At 50.1% G+C, this 18347-nt stretch carries 17 protein-coding genes and 2 pseudogenes; 10 read left to right on the plus strand and 9 right to left on the minus strand.

The window, feature by feature from the left end:
• The first annotated feature begins 16 nt into the window (after positions 1 to 16).
• The 5 genes and pseudogenes from PSE6802_RS0108615 to PSE6802_RS28250 form a co-directional block, all read left to right on the plus strand.
• Positions 17 to 619 (plus strand): Uma2 family endonuclease, encoded by a 603-nt coding sequence (locus PSE6802_RS0108615; protein ID WP_019499651.1) that lies wholly within the window; start codon positions 17 to 19, stop codon positions 617 to 619.
• An 11-nt stretch (positions 620 to 630) separates the two neighbouring features.
• Positions 631 to 2770: pseudogene (locus tag PSE6802_RS0108620) on the plus strand (DEAD/DEAH box helicase).
• 125 nt (positions 2771 to 2895) lie between these two features.
• Positions 2896 to 3567: a hypothetical protein gene (locus PSE6802_RS28245; protein WP_019499655.1), complete on the plus strand. Its 672-nt coding sequence runs from the start codon at positions 2896 to 2898 to the stop codon at positions 3565 to 3567.
• 83 nt (positions 3568 to 3650) lie between these two features.
• A complete protein-coding gene (locus tag PSE6802_RS0108640) occupies positions 3651 to 4952 on the plus strand; it encodes an NF041680 family putative transposase (RefSeq protein ID WP_019498766.1) in 1302 nt (433 codons plus the stop codon).
• An 84-nt stretch (positions 4953 to 5036) separates the two neighbouring features.
• Positions 5037 to 5579 (plus strand): annotated as a pseudogene (locus PSE6802_RS28250) (GIY-YIG nuclease family protein); the annotation flags it as partial.
• A 319-nt stretch (positions 5580 to 5898) separates the two neighbouring features.
• Here the strand turns inward: PSE6802_RS28250 and lspA are convergent.
• Together lspA and PSE6802_RS33285 are read right to left on the minus strand one after the other, a co-directional pair.
• A complete protein-coding gene (gene lspA / locus PSE6802_RS0108650) occupies positions 5899 to 6378 on the minus strand; it encodes a signal peptidase II (RefSeq protein WP_026103170.1) in 480 nt (159 codons plus the stop codon).
• Between the two features lie 33 nt (positions 6379 to 6411).
• Positions 6412 to 6585: a chlorophyll a/b-binding protein gene (locus PSE6802_RS33285; RefSeq protein ID WP_019499658.1), complete on the minus strand. Its 174-nt coding sequence runs from the start codon at positions 6583 to 6585 to the stop codon at positions 6412 to 6414.
• A gap of 437 nt (positions 6586 to 7022) precedes the next feature.
• Between PSE6802_RS33285 and rpaB the strand changes: the two genes are divergently transcribed.
• The 5 genes from rpaB (at position 7023) to PSE6802_RS0108680 (ending at position 11694) form a co-directional block, all read left to right on the plus strand.
• The gene (gene rpaB, locus PSE6802_RS0108660; protein ID WP_026103171.1) at positions 7023 to 7754 is read left to right on the plus strand and encodes a response regulator transcription factor RpaB; all 732 of its coding nucleotides are present in this window, start codon (positions 7023 to 7025) and stop codon (positions 7752 to 7754) included.
• Between the two features lie 88 nt (positions 7755 to 7842).
• Positions 7843 to 8325, plus strand: coding sequence for an adenosine-specific kinase (locus PSE6802_RS0108665; protein WP_019499660.1), 483 nt, complete (start codon positions 7843 to 7845; stop codon positions 8323 to 8325).
• 182 nt (positions 8326 to 8507) lie between these two features.
• Complete coding sequence (locus PSE6802_RS0108670) at positions 8508 to 10094, plus strand: phytoene desaturase family protein (RefSeq protein ID WP_019499661.1); 1587 nt, start codon at positions 8508 to 8510, stop codon at positions 10092 to 10094.
• Positions 10095 to 10127: 33 nt separating this feature from the next.
• Positions 10128 to 10313, plus strand: a complete 186-nt coding sequence (locus tag PSE6802_RS34710) for a hypothetical protein (protein WP_019499662.1) — start codon at positions 10128 to 10130, stop codon at positions 10311 to 10313.
• Positions 10303 to 11694 (plus strand): APC family permease, encoded by a 1392-nt coding sequence (locus PSE6802_RS0108680; RefSeq protein WP_019499663.1) that lies wholly within the window; start codon positions 10303 to 10305, stop codon positions 11692 to 11694. The genes PSE6802_RS34710 and PSE6802_RS0108680 overlap by 11 nt, the downstream gene beginning before the upstream one ends.
• Here PSE6802_RS0108680 and PSE6802_RS28255 read toward each other — a convergent pair.
• From PSE6802_RS28255 to PSE6802_RS0108720, 7 genes are all read right to left on the minus strand, one after another.
• Positions 11691 to 12470, minus strand: coding sequence for a protein-L-isoaspartate(D-aspartate) O-methyltransferase (locus PSE6802_RS28255; RefSeq protein ID WP_019499664.1), 780 nt, complete (start codon positions 12468 to 12470; stop codon positions 11691 to 11693). The two genes, PSE6802_RS0108680 and PSE6802_RS28255, sit on opposite strands and share 4 nt — an antisense overlap.
• A gap of 67 nt (positions 12471 to 12537) precedes the next feature.
• On the minus strand, positions 12538 to 13206 hold the full coding sequence (locus PSE6802_RS0108690) for a DUF1614 domain-containing protein (RefSeq protein ID WP_019499665.1): 669 nt from the start codon (positions 13204 to 13206) through the stop codon (positions 12538 to 12540).
• 404 nt (positions 13207 to 13610) lie between these two features.
• Positions 13611 to 13748, minus strand: a complete 138-nt coding sequence (locus PSE6802_RS33290) for a hypothetical protein (RefSeq protein ID WP_156815471.1) — start codon at positions 13746 to 13748, stop codon at positions 13611 to 13613.
• A 133-nt stretch (positions 13749 to 13881) separates the two neighbouring features.
• The gene (gene psbU / locus PSE6802_RS28260) at positions 13882 to 14259 is read right to left on the minus strand and encodes a photosystem II complex extrinsic protein PsbU (protein ID WP_019499667.1); all 378 of its coding nucleotides are present in this window, start codon (positions 14257 to 14259) and stop codon (positions 13882 to 13884) included.
• Positions 14260 to 14933: 674 nt separating this feature from the next.
• Positions 14934 to 15587, minus strand: coding sequence for a MarC family protein (locus PSE6802_RS0108710; protein WP_019499669.1), 654 nt, complete (start codon positions 15585 to 15587; stop codon positions 14934 to 14936).
• Positions 15588 to 15703: 116 nt separating this feature from the next.
• Positions 15704 to 17470 carry a SulP family inorganic anion transporter gene (locus PSE6802_RS0108715; RefSeq protein ID WP_026103172.1) on the minus strand — a complete coding sequence of 589 codons (1767 nt, stop codon included), beginning with the start codon at positions 17468 to 17470 and terminating at the stop codon, positions 15704 to 15706.
• A gap of 38 nt (positions 17471 to 17508) precedes the next feature.
• On the minus strand, positions 17509 to 18264 hold the full coding sequence (locus PSE6802_RS0108720) for an MBL fold metallo-hydrolase (RefSeq protein WP_019499671.1): 756 nt from the start codon (positions 18262 to 18264) through the stop codon (positions 17509 to 17511).
• Positions 18265 to 18347: the final 83 nt, after the last annotated feature.

Below are 18347 nucleotides of genomic sequence, written 5' to 3' on the forward strand. Positions count from 1 at the left end.
ATTGGAGGGTACAACAATGTTTGCAGTTTCAAGTCAGCCAATCAAACTAACACCTATTGAATATTTCGCTTGGGAAGAGCAGCAACTCTGTCGCCACGAATACATCAACGGTGAAGTCTACGCCATGAGCGGCGGCACTCAAAATCATAGCCGCATTGGTCTAAAATTCGGTGCTTTGCTAGATAGCCACCTATCTAATGGCAACTGTCGGGTCTTTAACGCTGATTGTCGGGTGAAAATTGTCGAGACTAATGACTATACCTACCCCGATGTCAGCGTTAGCTGCGATCGTCGAGATAAAACCACAACTCAATATATTACCTATCCTTGTTTGATCGTTGAAGTCTTATCGGATAGTACAGAAGGCTATGACCGTGGCAACAAGTTCTTTCGCTATCGTCAGAATCCGCAATTACAAGATTATGTATTGGTCAGTTCTCAGGAAATTGCGATCGATCTTTATCGTAAAACAGAAAATGGACGATGGGAAATTATCAACTATCGAGCCGGAGATATAGTCGAGCTGCAATCCGTAAACTTGAGCTTCCCCATTGAGCAAGTGTATCGCGGGATTGATTTTTCGGAAGTTTCTGTTGAACCGACCACGCCTGAACAATAGCTAAAAATCCTATGAGTAATCCGAACGCTAAAGGCGCGCTTTCAGCGAACGCCATTCCCGCCGTTTCCGTCACCTACGCCCAGGATGGCACCTCCACCACAGCCAACGCCCTGGGGATGCGCCCCATGCAAGAACGCGCCTACCAAAAACGCGGCGAACAATACCTGCTGATCAAATCACCCCCCGCCTCTGGCAAAAGTCGGGCACTGATGTTTATCGCCCTAGACAAACTAGAGAACCAGAAGCTCAAACAAGCCATCATCGTCGTCCCCGAAAAGGCTATCGGCTCTAGCTTCCACAACGAACCCCTCAGTAAATTTGGCTTTTGGGCAGATTGGCAGGTCGAACCCAAATGGAACCTCTGCGACGCTCCAGGAGGAGACAATGGCGGCAAAGTGGATGCAGTCAAGAAATTCCTCGCAAGTGATGACAAAGTGCTGGTCTGTACCCACGCCACCTTTCGGTTTGCCGTGGACAAGTTTGGGGTAGAAATTCTGGACGATCGCCTGATCGCCGTAGACGAATTTCACCACGTTTCCGCCAACCCCGATAACAAGCTGGGCGATCGCGTCCGCCAACTCATGACCCGCGACAAAACCCACATCGTGGCGATGACTGGCTCCTACTTTCGCGGTGATGCCGAGGCTGTTTTGCATCCTAACGATGAGTCTCGCTTTGAGACCGTCACCTACACCTACTACGAACAACTCAACGGCTACCAATACCTCAAACAACTCGACATCGGCTACTACTTCTACGCTGGTCGATACACCGACGAAATCATTCAGGTGCTCAACCCCAACGAAAAGACCATCCTGCACATTCCCAACGTCAACTCCCGCGAGAGCACCAAGGACAAAATCCGCGAAGTAGAGCACATCATCGAAGAATTAGGCGAATGGCAGGGTATCGATCCCCAAACAGGGTTTCAACTCGTCAAAACCACCGATGGCAAGATTCTCAAAATTGCTGACCTCGTAGACGACGATTTCACCAAGCGCGATAAAGTCGCCGCTGCCCTCAAAGACCCCACCCACAAGGACGATCGCGACCATGTGGACATCATCATTGCCCTCGGCATGGCAAAAGAAGGCTTCGACTGGATCTGGTGCGAACATACCCTAACGATCGGCTACCGCTCCAGTTTGACCGAGATTATTCAGATTATCGGTCGCGCCACCCGCGATGCGCCAGGGAAGACCCGTGCCCGATTCACCAACCTGATTGCCGAACCCGATGCTAGCGAAGCCGCCGTCACCGAAGCCGTGAATGATACGTTGAAAGAGATCGCGGCCAGTCTGCTGATGGAACAGGTGCTCGCGCCGCGTTTCGAGTTCAAACCCAAGCACCCCGACAATCAACCCACACCCGGCTTTGACTACGGCGAAGGCGGCTACGATCCGCTCAAGTGTAACGTGGGCGTTAATCCCGCAACGGGTCAAATCCAACTAGAAATTAAGGGGGTTAGCTAAACCCAAGAGCAAGGAAGCCGAGCGCATCTGCCGCGAGGACTTGACTGAACTAGTGACGGCTTTTGTCCAGGACAAGCCCACAATCGAACGCGGTCTATTCGACGAGGAACTGGTGCCCGAAGAACTGACCCAAGTACGAATGGGCAAAATCGTCAAAGAAAAATTCCCGAATTTAGACGAAGAAGATCGAGAAGCAGTGCGTCAACATGCGATCGTCGCCCTCAACCTCGTGCAACAAGCCAAGCAAACCGTCAACGAATCCGGTGGTAACTATAATATTCTTCCCCCCTCTCCCAGGAAGGGAGAGGGGTTGGGGGTGAGGGAGGAAAAAGAAGCGCCCAAAAACACCGCCCTCATCGATGGAGTTCGGCAGTTTGCCCTATCGGTGACAGAACTCGACATGGATCTGATTGATCGCATCAACCCCTTTGGCGAAGCCTATGCCATTCTAGCTAAGTCCATGAGCGAAGAACGACTGCGGCAGGTCGCAGAAGTGATTGCTGCCAAACGGATTACCCTGAGCGTGGAAGAAGCACGGGAATTGGCTAAACGGGCACTGCGGTTCAAGCAAGAAAAAGGCAGGTTGCCCTCTCTCACAGCAGTCGATCCTTGGGAAAAACGGATGGCAGAGGGGGTTGCCTTCCTGCAACGCAAAGTAAAGGAGGAAAACGATGCCTAAGTCTACCCTCATCCCCCAGCCCCTTTCTCCCAAAACGGGAGAAGGGGAGCAAGACTTCTTCAAAGTCCCTCTCCCCTTCTGGGAGAGGGATTTAGGGTGAGGGAATCCAACTAAGGAGGAAAGCGATGCCTAAATACACAACTGATGAAGATTTGGAATTGCTCGGTGAGTTGGGTGTAGACCTTGCCCCCGATCCATCAAGTCAGCGTTCCGCCAGAGAAGAGCGAATTATTGCGGGCTTCGAGGAAATCGAACGGTTTGTGGAGGAACAGGGCAAACTGCCCCAGCACGGAGACGATCGCGATATCTTTGAACGGCTTTACGCAGTACGTCTGGATCGCCTGCGCGAATCCGAGGAATGTCGTGCGCTCTTGGAACCACTTGACTCTCGCGGATTGCTAACTGCGGTCGCCAATACCAGCCTCACCCCAGAAGCAGACCTTGATGATGAAGCGCTGTTGGCGACCCTTGGCGTTAATGCCGCAGAAAACGATATCATGCAGCTTACCCATGTGCGATCGCGCAGCGAAATCAAAGCCGCAGAGGAAATCGCCCAGCGTACTCCCTGTCAGGACTTTGACCGATTCAAACCGATCTTTGACCAAGTACAGCGCGATTTGGAGACAGGGGTACGGCAAACCCTGAAATACCAAGATAATGCCCAAATTAACCAGGGCGATCTATTTATCCTCAATGGTCAGAAGACACTGGTAGCAGAGATGGACAAACCCTTCATCACCGATTCCGGTTTGCCAAATTGCCGCCTGCGAGTTGTTTATGACTGGAGTTTAGACTAAAAAGTGGTAAAAAGCAGCCAGCCATTGCAGACTGACCGCTTGATGATGGAAGCTGAAAAGACTATAAAATCAACAGCTTCATCATGATTAGTTTGGATAAACTTGAGCAATTTCGCAAGTACACGTACGAAATTATAGGGAACGGGAGAGATGCGCTGTTCGACTTGATGGATGCGGTACTGACGAGTCGGAGTGTTTCATCGTTTGTGGAACTTTCGTTAAGCCCATTATTTCGGAGGGAGTGGTCGAGTATCTATGAAGCACTGCAAGATAGTCATCCTCCACGTGAAGACTTGATGAAGCAATACATACAGCAAATGCCGGCAGCAGAGGTGACGATATTGGCGGGCGACCATACAGCCTGGTCGCGTCCCTATGCGGTGACATTACAAGAACGCACCTACGAACATCAACCTCAACCGGGAGTAGGAAGCAAACCTGTTACGGTGGGGCAAGGATACAGCACAATTGCCTGGATTCCAGAGTCAGAAGGGAGTTTTGCCTTACCGTTGCGGCATGAGCGGATCACCAGTTTCGAGAACCCGATTCAGAAAGCCGCTAGTCAGTTACGCTTGGTTTGTGCGGAAATTCCTGGGACTGTGCTTTTCCTGGGGGATGGCGAGTATGGGTGCGCACCATTTTTGCAGCAAACAGCAGACATCCCGTGTATCAAGCTGCTCAGGCTACGCCCCAACCGGGTTCTGTATCATGCCCCAAAGGATTACGAGGGGCATGGGCGACCCCATAAGCATGGAGAGAAATTTAGCCTCAAAGACTCTGACACTTGGTCTATTCCCCAAGCAGACATCACAATTGCAGAGCCTAAACTGGGACGATTGCAAATTCGTCGATGGCCAAACCTGCACTTAAAGCAAGCCGCAGACCATCCCTTTACACTCATTCTGGTCGAACGTCTTGATATGCCTGAATCGAAACCCCTGTGGTTGATTTGGGTCGCTAAAGACGAGCCAATCTTGAGTGAGGTATGGCAAAAATATCTGCGCAGATTTGCCATTGAGCATTGGTATCGCTTGGTGCGTCAACGTCTCCATTGGACAATCCCTCAGCTTTCTACCCCTGCTCAGATGGAGACTTGGTCGGACTTGATGCCTTTACTTACTTGGCAATTGTGGCTCGCTCGTGAACTTGTCCAAGACTCTCCTCTGCCTTGGCAGAAACCGATGACTAAATTGTCTCCTGGTCGAGTTGCAAATGCTTTTGCTTTAGTTTTGGTCAGGATTGGCTCTCCTTCCCCTGACCCTAAACCTCGCGGTAAGTCTCCAGGTTGGCCTCTTGGGAAAAAACGAACCCAACGGATTCGTTATCCTACTGTCAAAAAACGCTATGCCAAGCCCCTCAAAAAAGCTTCCGCTGCAACTGCTTAGCTCAACTTCTTCCCTTTTATCCTCTCTCTCGCTAGTTTCTATCTAGCGAGATGCTTCTTGTTGCCTTTTAGTCTAAACTCCAGTTATGATAATGGTACAGAAGGCGATTACCTGCTGCGATCGCTCCAACGGGCTTTAAACAAAGACAAAGCCAGCCGCCGCATCACCAACCCAGACTTAGGATCGCTCCCATTATTTTCGCAAGTTGAAACAGCCGACGATTTGCCGACTGGCTACATCTACGTGCTGAGGAGCCAATCAGATCATCCGTTCATTACTGAAAATCGATCTGTCATTCACAAGATCGGTGTTACGGTCGGCGATGTCAAAAGCCGGATTGCCAATGCCAAAAAAGACACCACCTATTTGCTGGCAGACGTGGAAATTGTCGCTACCTTCAAGCTGGCAAATGTCAACCCAAAGAAACTGGAGTCACTCCTTCACAGGGTTTTCGACAACGCCCGATTGGAATTGGCGTTGCCCGATCGCTTCGGTATACCCGTGCAGCCGAGGGGGTGGTTCCTTGTGCCCCTAGAAGCGATCGAGGCAGTGATTGAAAAAATCAAGGCAGGAACCCTCGACCGATTTCGATACGATCCCAAAACAGCCCGTCTCACGCAATTGTAGTGTCCCCCAAGGAAAATAACTGCTACTAAGACGATGCCTGCTATCTGTCGATAACCAAAAAGTCTGGTTGTCCCTAATTAGAAAGTAAACGAAATGTACTTGCCAAGCAAGATAATATAGCGGTTTTCAGATGAAAACGAGAAGGGGGTTTGGGGGCGTTGCCCCAAGAAGGGGAGGCAGGGCGGTCTTGGGGGTTCCCCGCTAGAGCCACTGCCGTGTTCCACCCCTTCACCCCGTCAATAAAACCTGTTCTCAATTGAAAACCGCTATATAAATCGATGGAGCCGACCGCCGAAAGGTTATCTGCGTGCAGCAGAAGTTATCTACTTTTACGACCATCATTTTGATGGGCAGAATTGCGCGTGAGAGCCACTACTAAGCAAGCTAGCCCCACGTTGATCGATACATCAGCTAAATTAAACACCGGGAAGTTAATCAACTTAAAATCCAGGAAATCAATCACGACCCCATTGGCAAACCTATCAATCCCATTACCAATTGCTCCCCCCAGGATGCAGCCATAGCCAATTTTTTCCCATGCATCGAGCTTATTACTGACGCAGCCCAACACAATTAATCCTAAACTGACAGCGAGAGATACCCACTTTAACCAATCACCGGACTGATGGAACAGGCTAAAAGCCGCACCTGAATTAGTAATGTATGTGAGATGGAATACACCCTGCCAGATTGCTATAGAGTCATAAAGCTGAAGGTTCTGCATGACCATATGCTTGCTGGTTTGGTCGAGACACAGGCAAATTAGCGCCGCAACCCAAAATAAAGTGTTTTTGATCATGCCAAAGACTGAAGAGCCTCACTATATTTTTATCTATGTAGCATTAATTATCCCCAACCAGGCCAATACTCCTTGACCTGTAAAAAATTCGATCGCGACAGCCAATAAAAAGCCAATCATGGCAGCGCGACCGTTAAGGCGTTCGGCATAGGTGTTAAAACCGAAGGTTGGGTCTTTTGCCTGAGGAGTTTGTGCGGGTTCGGTCATGACTCAAGGTGCCTCCTTAGCGTTAGAAAATTAAGCAAAGTTTTGTCAACAATTGAAACCATTTATTAAAACATCATAAATGAAAATTAAGTTTTACAACATTTTTGAAGCTTAACTTTTGTTTTTGAATTGTCTAAGCCGATTTCTTGTAAGCTTAGTAAAATAAGGATAAAAAGCTTAATAAGAAGTTTGAAAACCTTCATAAATTTATGCTACGCAGCTTAACTTATTTAAACGATCGGATTAATCAATCCGATTAATTAATATAGCCCTAAGCGATCTGGTCTAAGCTGGGGGTGTGGGGACTATGCTCCACGCAGTGGTTCTACCTCTGCACCCCACCCTAAAGCGATTTCGCAGTGCTGCTATACACGTTGCGGAGCAGAAGGAAAACTAAATTTTGCAAATTGACTAGGGTAACTGGAGTGTCAGGTAGCTTGGAGAGTCATAAGGAAAAAATACTGGTAGTTGACGATGAGGCTAGTATTCGCCGCATCCTGGAAACCAGGCTTTCAATGATCGGCTATGAAGTGGTAACCGCAGCCGATGGGGAGGAAGCTATTAGTATGTTTCATCAGGAAGCTCCCGATCTGGTGGTGCTAGATGTCATGATGCCCAAATTAGATGGTTATGGCGTTTGTCAAGAGCTGCGCAAGGAATCGGATATTCCCATTATCATGCTCACTGCGCTTGGCGATGTTGCAGATCGAATTACAGGACTGGAACTAGGTGCCGATGACTACGTTGTTAAGCCATTCTCGCCAAAGGAACTAGAAGCGCGAATCCGCTCCGTACTGCGCCGCTTTGAACGCAATGGTTCCTCGGGCATCCCTAGTTCTGGCGTGATCCATGTTGGCAACATTCGGATCGATACCAACAAGCGTCAGGTGTATAAGGGTGACGAACGCATTCGGCTGACCGGCATGGAATTTAGTTTATTGGAATTACTCGTGGGTAAATCTGGCGATGCTTTTTCGCGCTCCGATATTCTCCAGGAAGTATGGGGCTACACGCCCGAGCGTCATGTCGATACCCGTGTAGTTGACGTGCACATATCCCGCCTCCGTGCCAAGCTCGAAGAAGACCCCAGCAATCCCGAGCTTATCCTCACTGCCAGAGGGACTGGTTACCTGTTTCAGCGTATCATCGAACCAGGAGAAGACGCATAAACCCGAAATAGCGACAATCCTCAGTCACGTTAACATTTAGGGTTTTCTCTGTATTGTGGATTGTCGTTTAAAAGACGAGGAGATGGACATGGAAATTAAGTCAGTTGCAATGGAAATTCCTGACGGTAGCAATATCATCATCGGCCATACCCACTTTATTAAAAGCGTTGAAGATTTATACGAAATCATGGTGGGTACGTCGGCTCAGGTTAAATTCGGCATTGCCTTTTGCGAAGCCTCCGGCCCTTGTCTGATCCGCGTGGCGGGTAATGACGACGCGCTGCAAGCAGTGGCGACTAAAAACGCGCAGGCATTGGCGGCAGGCCACAGTTTTAACATTCTGTTGAAAGAGGCATATCCCATCAACTTCCTCAATGCCATCAAACAATGCCCGGAAGTTTGCACGATCTATTGCGCTACAGCCAACCCGGTACAGGCGATCGTAGCCGAGACAGAGCAGGGACGAGGTATTCTGGGTGTCGTGGATGGTTTTTCACCTAAAGGGATAGAAAGCGAAACCGATGCGATCGCGCGGCGAGATTTTCTACGTCAAATTGGCTACAAGCTGTAAATGATTATTGCAAAACGGATTTGGGACGAGAGGGTGAGGGATAATAATTATGTAACAGAGTGTCCTCAAGTACTTTCCCTGCTTTCAAAACGAACGTTATGACTTTCTAACTCAATTGGCTTCCATAGGTATTGGCGGAAACTAAGAAAGCAGGAAGGGTTGGCTTGTCATAGGAGGCTACGATGGAAAGCTTCGATTATGTAGTTCTAGGAGCTGGTTTGGGCGGACTTTCAGCGGCAGCGTGTTTGGCACGGCAGGGGAATCGAGTTGCTGTGTTAGAAAAGCACTACTTACCCGGTGGGTGCTGCCACACGTTTGACTACGGCGATTACCGCTTCTGTGCTGACGTGCACTATGTCTCGGAATATGGCGCGCATCAGCCTCTCAAGCAATTTTTAAACTATATCGAGCGGGATGTTCCATTCAACTCCCTCGACCCTGACTGCATTGACTGGGTAATTACACCGGAAGCCAATCTCAGAATTCCATTGGGGTGGGAGAACCTGCGCGCGCGATTGCTGTCAAACTTCCCAGAGGAGTCGCACGCGATCGCTCGCTATTGCGACGAGATCGAACATTTTCACTGGCAGGTGCACGATTTAATGCAGGAAGTGAAATGGTTTGATATTAAGCGATGGGATTGGCTGAAACTGCCGAAATATTGGGATCTGTTTTGGAAACAGCACTGGACTTTACAAGACCTTTACGATCGCGTCGGTCTTTCCCCTAAACTGCAAGCTTTGCTAGCAGGTCAGAGTGGCGATTATGCTTTGCCGCCCAATGAAATCGCTCTGTTGAGCCATACTGCGATTGTTTGGGATTATTCAGAAGGGGCTTACTATCCCAAGCATCACTTCAAGCATCTGGTCGATACGATCGTAGAAGCGATCGTCGCAGGTGGCGGTGTAGTGAAATACTCCACGCCGGTCGAGCATATTGAAGTTCGCGATCGCAAGGTGTTGAGCGTTACGGCTGGAGGCGAAAAATACATAGCCACTAAAGCTTACATCAGCGATCTCGATCCTAAACTAACCGTTCAATTGATGGGCAATCCAGAAGTATTGAGCAAAAAAGAATTGCAACGCTTGACTGGTTATGAATACTCAGCCAGCGCCTTCAATATCTATTTGGGATTGCATCGTACGTTCGAGCCACAAAAGTACGGCATTGGCAATTGGAATATCTGGTACTATCCCGACAGCGATCTGAACCGAGCTTATCAGCGACAACTGGCAGGAGATTTGCACCATCCCTGGATTTTCCTGTCTTGTCCGACCATGAAATCCAACGAGCCGGGCATGGCTCCAGAGGGCAATCACGTTCTAGAGATCGCAACCATCTGCCCGTACGAACCTTTTAAACACCTGCGAGAAACCGATCCTCAAGCATACAAAGCTCAAAAACGAGAAGTCTATCGGGAAATTATGGCCAGCGTGCGAGATTTGATTCCCGACGTGGACGCGCACGCCCGCATGAAGATCTACGGCACGCCTACTACGAGCGAGCACTATCTGGGACAACCGCAGGGCAACATTTACGGTGCCAAATTGATACCCCAAAACGTTGGCCTGCATCGCATGGGCTATTGTACGGAATTACCTAACCTCTTCCTGGTGGGAGCCACCGCGGGCTATCCTGGCGTGCCGGGCGTGATTAGTAATGGGATGAATGTTGTCGAACTGATTACGGGGCGATCGATTCGGCACAAAACCGAGATCCAAAGGCGATCGGTCGAGTGGCGTGTCGAGGAACGAACCGGAGCGCGATAAAGAAAATAGTATTTTGGTATTACACCTGAAACAGTGGTATATCTCTCCATTGCCACAGGGCATAAGGTCAATCTCGAATCGGTGCGATCGCATGTCAGTATTCTCAAACAAGTTCCCCATAGCATTCTGCTCCATAAGGGATTTTGCGATATGGAGGTCGTGCGATCGCTTTACCAACAAGAAGCTCAAAAACAAGCGATCCTCCACTGTGGAACCTGACGTAATAGAAGGCAAAATAGCCGCAGAACCTCATCCCTCACTTACCGCGATCGATGCCGTGGCGACGATTGTCGGGATCGTTGTGGGGGCGGGGATTTTTAAAACTCCTGCGATCGTCGCTGCCAGTACGGGTAGCGAAGTGGGCTTTCTCTCAATCTGGCTGGTAGGTGGCTTGATATCGCTGGTGGGGGTCTTGTGCTATGCCGAACTCGCCACCGCTTACCCGCATCCTGGTGGAGAATACCACTACTTAACTCGCGCGTTTGGTGGGAAGATGGCCTGGTTATTTGCCTGGGCGCGACTCAGCGTCATGCAGACTGGGTCTATCGCACTCCTGGCGTTTGTATTTGGCGATTACTTTTCTCAGTTGTTGCCTTTAGGAGAAGATACCGATCGCTCTGCTTCCATTTATGCTGCCTGTGCCGTTATCTTACTGACCGCGCTCAACGCTATGGGAATTCAATTCAGTAGATGGGTGCAAAACGGTTTGACTGCTGCAAAAATCCTGGGTTTAGCTTGCGTTTGCCTTGCAGGATTTACCCTGGCTAGAACTCAAACTCCCGTGCTAGATGCGATGCAAAGCACCTCGAAAAGTTATGGTTTGGCAGCTATCTTTGTATTGCTAACCTATGGAGGCTGGAGCGAAGCTGCGTATATTTCGGCAGAACTTCGCGACGCGCAACGCAATATGACCGGAGTACTAGTTTGGAGTATTGCCGCGATCGCCAGTATCTTTATGCTCGTCAACCTCGCCTACCTTAAAGGATTGGGTCTAACGGCGATCGCGAGATCGGATGTGGTGGCAGCGGAGTTGATGCGACGGTTGCTTGGCGAAACTGGAGCGCAGTTTATTAGTTTGCTTATTGCAGTTTCAGTACTGGGAGCTATGAACGGCACGATCTTTACGGGCGCTCGAACTACTTATGCATTGGGGCGGGATTTCGCTCTATTCAGTTGGCTCGGACGCTGGCATCCCAAGATCGATGCACCAATCAACGCTTTGCTCGTTCAGGGCGCGATCGCCTTAGCTCTAGTCGGTCTCGGTACCCTGACCCGCCAGGGGTTTAGCAGTATGGTGGACTACACCGCGCCCGTCTTCTGGTTTTTCCTGTTACTGGTCGGTCTGTCGCTTTTAGTACTGCGATCGCGCGAACCAGAAGTAACTCGACCGTTTCGCGTGCCTCTCTATCCGCTGACACCGTTGCTGTTCTGCGCGACGTGCATTTACATGCTACAGGCTAGTTGCACCCAGACTGGCATTGGCGCAGGGGTAGGAATTGCAGCACTGCTGGTCGGTCTGCCAATTTTGCTGCTGTCACGAGCGATCGCAGGAGAAGATAAGAAACCGGAACCAATCGCTAGAGCTAACAACGGGGATTAATGCCGCGCTTGCGCTTGCCCTGTTATCGAAGGCAGATGGGAGGGCTTGCCCGTCATTGGTACAAACCGAACGGGGATGGTTCTTTTTTCGACGAGACCGTTATTCGTTCTGGCGATCGTGACAATATCCTGTTCCCATGTGCCCACCGGAATGACGAGTTTCCCATCCACTGCCAGTTGCTCGACTAAAGCTGGGGGAACGCGATCGGGGGCGGCAGTGGCGACGATCGCATCGTAGGGGGCGTATTCCGGCCAACCTTCGTAGCCATTCCCCATCTTGACATGGACGTTCTGGTAGCCCAGCCGCTCTAGAATTTGACGCGCGTGCTCAGCTAGGGCGGGTACGATTTCCACCGTGTAAACTTCTTTTGCCAACCGACTCAAAACAGCCGCCTGATATCCCGAACCAGTACCGATCTCCAGCACCTTGTCATTAGGGGAAATTTCAGCCGCCTCGGTCATGTAGGCAACGACGTAGGGCTGCGAGATGGTTTGAGCGTAGCCGATCTCCAGGGGATAGTCTTCGTAGGCCAGGTGGGTTTCAGATGGATTGACGAAATAGTGGCGGGGCACTTCGGACATAGCCTTCAGAACGGCTGCGTTCTGGATACCGCGCGATCGCAATTGTCGGTCTACCATGTGCAACCGCTGACTGTGAAATTCATCGATGCCTGCACCGTGCGCGTGCGTGCCAGCCAGCATGGGAAACTGCATCATCGCCCAGGCGGGCAAGATTACAAGTACGATGCATAGAAAAATAACGAGGGATACGTGCATAGAACCTCCTTCCAAGGCTGGGATAAAGGCGCGTGCGGACTGGCTCGTTCGGCTTCGAGTTGGGGTTTCAAGTCAGCAGCAAGGCCAGCAGACCGCACAGCGCGATGCCGTCAAACACACCCGCTCCACCGATGCTGAGTACGCCCGCGCTCATTTTGCTGATGTCTTTGAGATGGAGTATGTCCGCTCCAATCAGAGTGCCCAGGATACCACCTGCAAAGGCGATCGCTGAAGCATGGCTGTTGCTAATTAACATGGCAGATAAAGCAGCAGCAAGAGGAGGAACTAGAGGATTCAACTGAATGCCGATGCCTGGTACGATATGGGCGGCATAGTAGGACACAACTGATACCACGGCTGTAACCGCTAGAATTGACATGGGAGGAGCTTGCCGAAACTGATATAGAGCAAGCACGATGGGAATCAGACCACCCCCCACATTCAGAGCAACTACAGTCGTACGTTGGATTCTGTGGAAGGGAATCCCCAAAAACTGTCTCCGATAGAGCAAGACAAAGTCATCGATCAAATCCTCCTCCGACTCTATGCGATAGAGGGGGATATTAATGGCACTGCCCAGGATAATTAGCGCCAACAGGAGCAACCCGATAGGGCGGGCAAACCCCAACTTCGCCACCGCTATCTGCACGACATCGATTGCGAGCGCAAACCAGAGGAAGGGTAAGAGCAGCAGGAATAAAAGGAATAGCAGTAGGGTAACTGGAAGGTAGATCATGGCACGAAATTAATAATGCGATCGCTGAGCAACACCAACACCAGGTAACTCAAACACCAGACACTCCCTAGATTTTAAGCCCTTCCAACCCCAGATACCAGCAGACGTAACTATTCCTCACCAAAACCAAACACCTATTTCTTCCAGGGAAACTTCGTTCCCATTTCAGTCAAAGCGGAGAAAACAAGATAAGCAGCCAGCAAACCAACGCCCATCAGAAAAGCCAGTAAATCGTTGTCCATACGCGAGATCGGTCAATCCTCCGCTCATATTAGCATCCGTGGTTTGAGCTTAAGAATTCAGTCAACAGCTATAGTCAACAGGCTTAGGACGGGGTGCAGGGGTGAAACCCCTGCGTGGGGGCGCAGCCCCCACACCCCCTGTCCTAACAGATCTGTCTATAGCTATAACTGGCAAGGAATAGGGAAAAAGTAGCCTTGCTCGTAATACTCCGCCAGCAAAGAAACGGAGAGCGCTCGATAATCTGACGAGCTACCCTCGGTTTCTGTAGTTATGCTTGCGATCGCTATAGCGTTTTTCAATGTGAGAACAGATTTTATTGACGGGGTGAAGGGGTGGTACCCCTTCTTGGGGGCAACGCCCCCAAACCCCCTTCTCGTTTTCATCTGAAAACCGCTATAAACACCTAAATTGCCAACTGTAAAAGCAAGCCTATTAGCGGATGACTGGCTTTGGCGGCATCCTCATTTCCAGAGGCACTGTGGCTTCTGCCACCATAAAGTGACCTAAATTAGCTTTTAACAGATCCTTTTGCATATCGCTCAGCCCCTCAATTTTCAACACATCCTCAACCTTGACGTAGGGGCCGTGCGTGACGATCGATTTTGCCAGAGATGGATAAAATCCCGGACAGTCTGTAAAAGCAGCCATATTAGCGTTGTTCAGATCGATTTTCACGTCGGATGCAACGCATAACCCTATACCCGCAACGCCAGGTTCTACAGCGATCGCGGGTTGAATCCAGCCAATTAAACCAATCCATGTAGCGATCGCTAAAATTAACGCGCTCAACCATATGACTAATCGCTTCATAACTTAACCCTCCACATCGCAAAATTCGTCCGCGCCCCCTGGGGAAATTGCACGTCAAGCACCTTCCACCCTGGAGCAACCATAACAAAGTGGAAAATCGGCTAGTCTAGCCCTAATATCTAGCGTAAAGGAATAATGTGAGGAATTTGTGAGATATCTCTGTAAAATTTTTGGCATTGTTAAGGCTTTGTTGCATAATAATTCCGCCAGCAAAGGCTTTGTCAATAAAGCGCCATAAAAGACGATCCTTGCTACACCAGGTTTTGAGATATTCATGCCACAACGCCCATTGTTACGCTAAGTTGCCAATATCGATCGCATCGAATTTTTTGAGAGAGAATATGGTTGTGGGGAGGTAGAGGTAAAATAAAAGTGCAACCGAATCGCGCGATCGATTGCTCCATACCTCAGAAAATTCTGCAAGCCGCGCATTGAGGTAAAGGTTATGGAAATTATCCCAGTCACTGACGATGTTATCTATCTAATTGTCAAGCTCGGTTTACTAATTCTAGTACTGCTGCTGTGGCTAGCACTCAGCAAAACTCCTGCCGTGTAGGCACCAGATCGATATAATTTGTTGACGGTCTGAATAACCTGTCAAGCTCTGTAGAATGAGAATGGGTGTTTGCGACAGTCTTCTGCTGCTTGGCAGCGCATCAAACCACTTGAGGCATCTACATAAGACCAGTTAGCAAATTTGGCGCAGATGTTTTCAGTACGTCGATTGAACCATCAGCAATAAGTTGGACTGCGATCGCTAAAATCAAAAAACCCAGGATGCGGTTGAGCGCTCCCATGTTGGTCTCCCCTAACCTCTCAATGAGGGACTCACCTAAAACGAGACACAGGTAGAGAACGACTCCCAGTAAAACGATCCCGACTAAACAACTCACAATATCAAACCACTGACTTGTTTTGGTGGAAAGACCTATGACCACTCCAATTGCTCCAGGGCCACTAACAATCGGTACGGCCATCGGCGTGAAAGATATATCTTCTTTATCGATTGCTTCTTGATGCTCTTGAACAGTCAGTCGTCGCCGCGCAGTTAACATTTCCCAAGCCGTATGCGCGACGATCAGGCCGCCTGCAATTTTGAGAACGCCTAGGGAAATACCAAAAAAACTGAGGATTACTTTACCTCCGAGTAAAAATACTGCCAGTACCAGGATGACATGCAAAGACGTTTTTTGAGCCAGCCGAAGACGATATCTCGGAGTATCGGTTGCTGTCAGGCTGTAAAAGATCGGCACTGCCCCTAGAGGGTTGGCAATGGGAAACAGCGTAATTAAAGTGCCAACGGCATAAGCAATCAAGTTTTGTATCATATAGCAATCACAAATGATTTGTGAGAAAGGTGGTGTGGGGGCGCAGCCCCCACGCAGGGGTGAAACCCCTGCACCCCATTCATAACTGATTTAGGATTGCTATAATATAGACTACTCTAACAACACCCTAGAGCCAGCATTGCCTGATGGGTAGTCAAAAAAATGCGATCGCTACCCAAGCGCTGGACAAAGCCAATTTCTTGCAATCGATCCATCACGGGGCCCTTCACCTCTGACAGGTAGAGATGAATCCCCGCTGCTTCGAGATCCTCGCGCAGATTTTCCAGGGTTTCTAAAGCACTAGCATCGATGAAGTCGATCGCGCTGCAAATCAGAACGAGATGTTGGATGTCGGGGCGATCGGCGATCGCGCGCAGCAAGAAATCTTCCAAGTACTTTGTATTCGCAAAATAGAGACTTCCATCTACCCGTACTGCTATTACGTGCGGGTAGGTTTTGACCGCATGTCGCAATACATTACGAAAATGTTCGGTATCGCCAACCCGCCCCACCACGGCAATATGGGGACGGCTGGTTCGCCACAAGTAGAGCAGCAGCGATGCTACAACACCTACGATAATGCCAATTTCCACGCCCAATCCCAGTACGGCGAAGAAGGTAACGAGTAGAGAAATGGCATCGGTTTTGTCGTATACCCACATCCGCTTGAAGGTCGCCACATCCAGCAGGCCGAATACGGCAACGATAATTGTGGCTGCTAGAGTCGTCTGAGGCAAGAAGTAAAACAAAGGGGTTAAAAAGATTAAGGTCGCGGCAATCAGCACGGCGGTGACGATCGAGGCCAGGCCGGTATTGGCTCCCGCCGCAAAGTTCACCACCGAACGGCTGAAACCTCCAGTGACAGGAAATCCACCTGTAAAGGCGGCTCCTAAGTTGGCAGCGCCCAATCCGATCAACTCGCGATCGGCATCAATTTTTTGACGGCGCTTGCTGGCAAGAGATTTAGCAACGGCGATACTCTCAACAAAACCAACCAAGCTGACGATCGCTGCCGTCGGCAAGAGGGCTTGCCAAGTAGCCCAATCAAACTGAGGCATGGAGATCGGCGGCAACCCAGTGGGAATCGCACCGACAATTTTGACCTGGGCAAAGCGATCGAGTCGTAATAGCCAGACTAATAGGGTGCTGCCAACGACCACCAGGAGGGGCCCGCTTCGCACAATGGGGACGATCCAATGCGACGCTATTTGCCGCTGCTTGAGAAAGTTACCCAGGAATTGCTGGAAGTAAATCAGCAGGAGCATACTGCCCAGTCCAATCCCCAAAGTTACCGAATTCGCGGCATGTATTTGTTGGGCGATCGCCGCTAACATCCCCGCAAAAGACTCGGCTGATGGCAGTTGAATGCCCAGCAGATGCTTCAATTGCCCCAGCCCAATAATCAAAGCAGAAGCGCTAATAAACCCAGAGATAACGGCATGACTGAGAAAATTGGCGACAAACCCCAATCGCACCAGCCCCATCCCAATTTGCAACAAGCCCACCACAAATGCCAGCGTCATCGCCAGTAGCAGGTAGGTTGGCGTATTCGGTGTCGCCAGTTGTCCCACACCAGCAGCAACGAGCAGGGAAACAATCGCTACGGGACCCACAGACAGGACTCGACTCGTGCCCAATAAAGCATAGAGAACGAGCGGCAGAATACTGGCATAGAGACCGACCTGAACTGGCAACCCCGCCAGGAGAGCATAGGCCATGCTCTGGGGTACCAGCATAACCGCAGCGATCGCTCCAGCGGTCAAATCGCCCGCCAGGTCTTGGGAGCGGTAATGGAATAGCCAACTGAGAAATGGGAAATAGCGGCTCAGCCGGTCGATTGTATTCCCAGGTGAAACTTTTGGTTCTGAGTGTCGATCTGACATCGATTTATCCCGCGTTAAGTTTAGCCAGCCTGCGTTTCTCATACCATTGATAGATTAACAATGGCAACAGCTCGACCGCAAAGTTCATTGGCTGGCACTGCTTCCATCATCTTTTTCGGATCCGGTAGGTTGAGAGCATTCATGAATTCGATGAAATTTTGCCGATCGCGACCAACAAAACGAGGATTCCACCGTTTTTCTTCGCCGATTGTAGAAACGGTATGTCCGCGATAGTCGTGGGCGGGATAAACGAGCGTTTCGTCGGGCAAGGCAAACAGTCGTTGGGTGACGGAGTCGTAGAGGATGCCAGCGTTACCGCTCTGGAAGTCCGTGCGCCCGCAGCCGCGAATCAGCAGCGCATCTCCGGTCAAAACCAGATGAGGCTCGACATTTGCGGTCTGGCGGTTGAGCTTGAGGCGATCGCTGCCGACCAGATATGCCATATGGCTGTCGGTATGACCGGGAGTAGCAATGGCTTGAATGGTAATGGCTCCCAATTCCAGAATCTCCCCATCTTTGATGTGGCGATCGGCGCAACTAACATGGGCGCGTTCGGGAACGACACCCAAGCAGCCGGTATCCGCCCGCAAGCGATCGGTGCCCGTAATGTGATCCGCATGAACGTGGGTTTCCAAACAATAGCGCAAGGTCAACCCCAGTTGATTCAGGAGCGCGCGATCGCGTTCGACCTGTTCCAACACCGGATCGACCAGAATTGCCTCCTGCAAATTTGGATCGGCGATTAGATACGTATAGGTACTGGATTCTAAATCGAATAATTGGCGAAATAGCATATTTCAAACCTCCTGTTCGGGCTACTGGCAAGATCGACTAAACTCGGCTTGCTCGAATAAAGAAGGCTAGCATGTGAATGTAA

Origin of the sequence: Pseudanabaena sp. PCC 6802 (assembly GCF_000332175.1) — a bacterium.
In the GTDB taxonomy this organism is placed as follows: Bacteria; Cyanobacteriota; Cyanobacteriia; order Pseudanabaenales; family Pseudanabaenaceae; genus PCC-6802.